Source organism: Photorhabdus hainanensis (assembly GCF_018448965.1).
GTDB lineage: Bacteria > Pseudomonadota > Gammaproteobacteria > Enterobacterales > Enterobacteriaceae > Photorhabdus > Photorhabdus akhurstii.
On record NZ_RCWD01000082.1, the window covers coordinates 1 to 2963 of the forward strand.

Sequence of the window (2963 nt, forward strand, 5' to 3'; positions counted from 1 at the left end):
CGTGACGCGTTGCAATTAACCAGTACCGCAAAGATAGACAATCAGGGCAAACTCCTGTCTCAATCGACGGCGACCTTGCAATCAGGCGAACAACTGAACAATAGTGGTCGGGTTGAGGCTCGGGGCAATATCACCGCCAGAGCAGGAACGATACAAAGTGGTCACGGCAGCGTGTGGGCTGCGGGGCTGGATGATAAAGGGCGTACCACTTTACCCGGCTCCTTGACCCTGACGGCCAAACAACACGTTCAGGCTAATGGCAAAAATCTGGCCACTGATACGCTGGCTATCCACAGCCAACAGATTGACCTGAGCGACAGCCAGACGGCGGCCGGGCAAATTCAACTGACTGCCAGTCAATCGGGCATCAGTACCGCTCGCGCTACCGTCAACGCCGACCGTTTTAGCGCGAAAACCCCGGGCCAGTTTAACAACGACGGCGGCCAGTTAGTGGCGAAGGAAATCCACCTCACAACCCCAGATATCTCTAACCTGAAAGGAAAAATTAACCAGACCGGGACCGGTGAACTGGCGCTCCATACCCGCGCCCTGAATAACCGTGAGGGAATGGTATTCAATCAGGGGAACTTGACGCTCACCACCAACCGGCTCGACAACCAGCAGGGCACTATTGCCAGTCAGGGCGAGGCGTTGCATCTCACCGCGCATCAGGCCGATAACAACCAGGGGACGGTGCAGTTGGCCGGTCAGGGTCAATTATCGCTCAACACCCAACGGTGGCTGGGTGATAAGGGCAAACTACTGACCAATGGCGCCCTGACGATACAGGCCGGTGAACTGCAACTCAACCAGGCTGAAACTCAGGCCGGGCAGATAACCGTCAACGCCGATACCCTGAGTCATCAAGGCGGCGTGACGCAACAACAGGGCAAAGACACGCTGTCCCTCACCACCCGAATGCTGGATAACCAGCGCGGCACCCTTGCGGGCAACGGCAACCTGAACCTTAAAGCGACGACCGTCGATAATCGTCACGGCAACATCGTGGCCGCCGAAAAAGGCTCGCTGACACTGGCGGTCAAAGACACGCTGGACAATCAGTCGGGCCGGGTGTTAAGCGGCGGGCAGTTAACCCTGCGCACCGGCGATGTTGATAACACCGGCGGGATAATCGCCGCGGACGGTAAAACCACGCTGACCAGCGCCGAGCTCACTAATACTCAGGGACAGATTGCCGGCAATGGCGGGCTGGACATTCACAGCCGGCAACTGATAAACCGCGAGGGGACCTTACAATCCGCCGACGCCCTGACTCTGGATACCAACGGGCAGTTACTGGATAACCAGCAGGGCCAGATTATTGGAGCAGGAAAAACCACCCTCACCAGCGGTCCACTGGATAATCGCCACGGCCATCTTCAAGGCGGACAGTTGGCTATCGATACCCGACACGCCGCGCTGGATAACCGGGACGGCAAATTGTTATCCACCGACACCTTAACCCTGAATACTCACCAGCTCGATAATCGTCACGGTCAGGCGCAGGCGGTGGGCGACACTCAGCTTGATGTTGACACTCAAACCGATAACACCGGCGGCCTTATCCGTGGCGGTCAGCAATTGACCCTGAACACCGCTCGCCTGATTAACCGCGAGACGGCGCACACGGATAACGGGGTGGAAGCGCAAAACCTGACGGTCAACGCTCAACAGGTGGACAATACTCAGGGCGCTTTACGGGCAGCCAACCATCTGCAAGCGAACATCAGCCAGACCTTGAATAATACTCAGGGGCTGGTCTCTGCGGGCAAACAGCTCACTCTCAAAAGCGAGGCCCGGCAACCGCATCTGGCGATTAAAAACCGGCAAGGCACCCTGATTGCCGGGGAGCACGCCACGATTAACGCACGCGCCTTAAGCGGTGACGGTCAACTGTTATCGCAGGGCGATATGGCGGTCACCTTAACCGAGGATTTTCATCATACCGGCAACACCGCGGCCAATGGCAATCTGACCCTGAAAACGACCGGCAATCTCCTCAATGACCGCCAGATAAAAGCCGGTCAGGCGCTGCATCTTGACGCTCACAATCTCACCAATAGCGCCTCCGGTGAAATCAGCGCTAAACAAACGCAAATCCAGGCTCACGATACCCTGAACAACACCGGACTGATTGACGGCGGTTTGACTCATCTCACGGCCAACACCCTGAACAATACCGGCACCGGGCGCATTTACGGGGACCAGCTGGCCCTCCAGACGGGCACATTGAATAACACCGCCCAGGACGGCAAAGCTGCGGTCATTGCGGCACGTGACCGGCTGGACATCGGCACCGGAACGCTCAACAACCAGCATCATGCGCAGATTTACAGCGTGGGCGACATGCGCATCGGCGGTCAGTTGGATAATACCCTGACGGCCACCGGTCAGGCGCGTGAGCTCAATAACCACGCGGCGACGATTGAAGCCGGGCGCCACTTGAAGATTAATGCCGACCGGATTAACAACACCAACGCCGGGTTGGTCACCCAGGTCGTCGAAACGGAAAAGTCTCAGCATCATGACGCGGTACTGAGCGGCCAGACCACCCGTTATGACTGGTCACAGGTGGACACTTCCCACCGCAATAAATACAAAGTGCACGATGCCATCATGCCGGATGGCAGCCGCAGTAATGACTTTTACGAATATCAGTACACCCGCACCGTCAAGGAAACTCAGGTTAAACAGAGCGACCCCGGTAAAATTCTGGCCGGGGGCAATATGACGCTCAACAGTGCGCAGGTCACTAATCACGACAGCCAGATTGTCGCTGGCGGCACGCTCGGTGGTGAAATTGGCGAACTGCACAATATCGCTACTCAGGGAGAACGGATTACCACCGATACGGGCAGTCAGACCCACTGGTATGCTAAAAAAACCAAAAAGAAAAAGTTCGGGTTCGGTGGCACCAAAACCTCGCAGGGGAAAAGCCGCAGCAATTATGACCCGGCCCCCGT

Annotated in this window: 1 pseudogene; it reads left to right on the forward strand. The window is 56.9% G+C overall.

Going from position 1 to position 2963, the window contains the following annotated elements:
• Window positions 1-2963: pseudogene (locus tag EAE92_RS23765) on the forward strand (hemagglutinin repeat-containing protein); the annotation flags it as partial.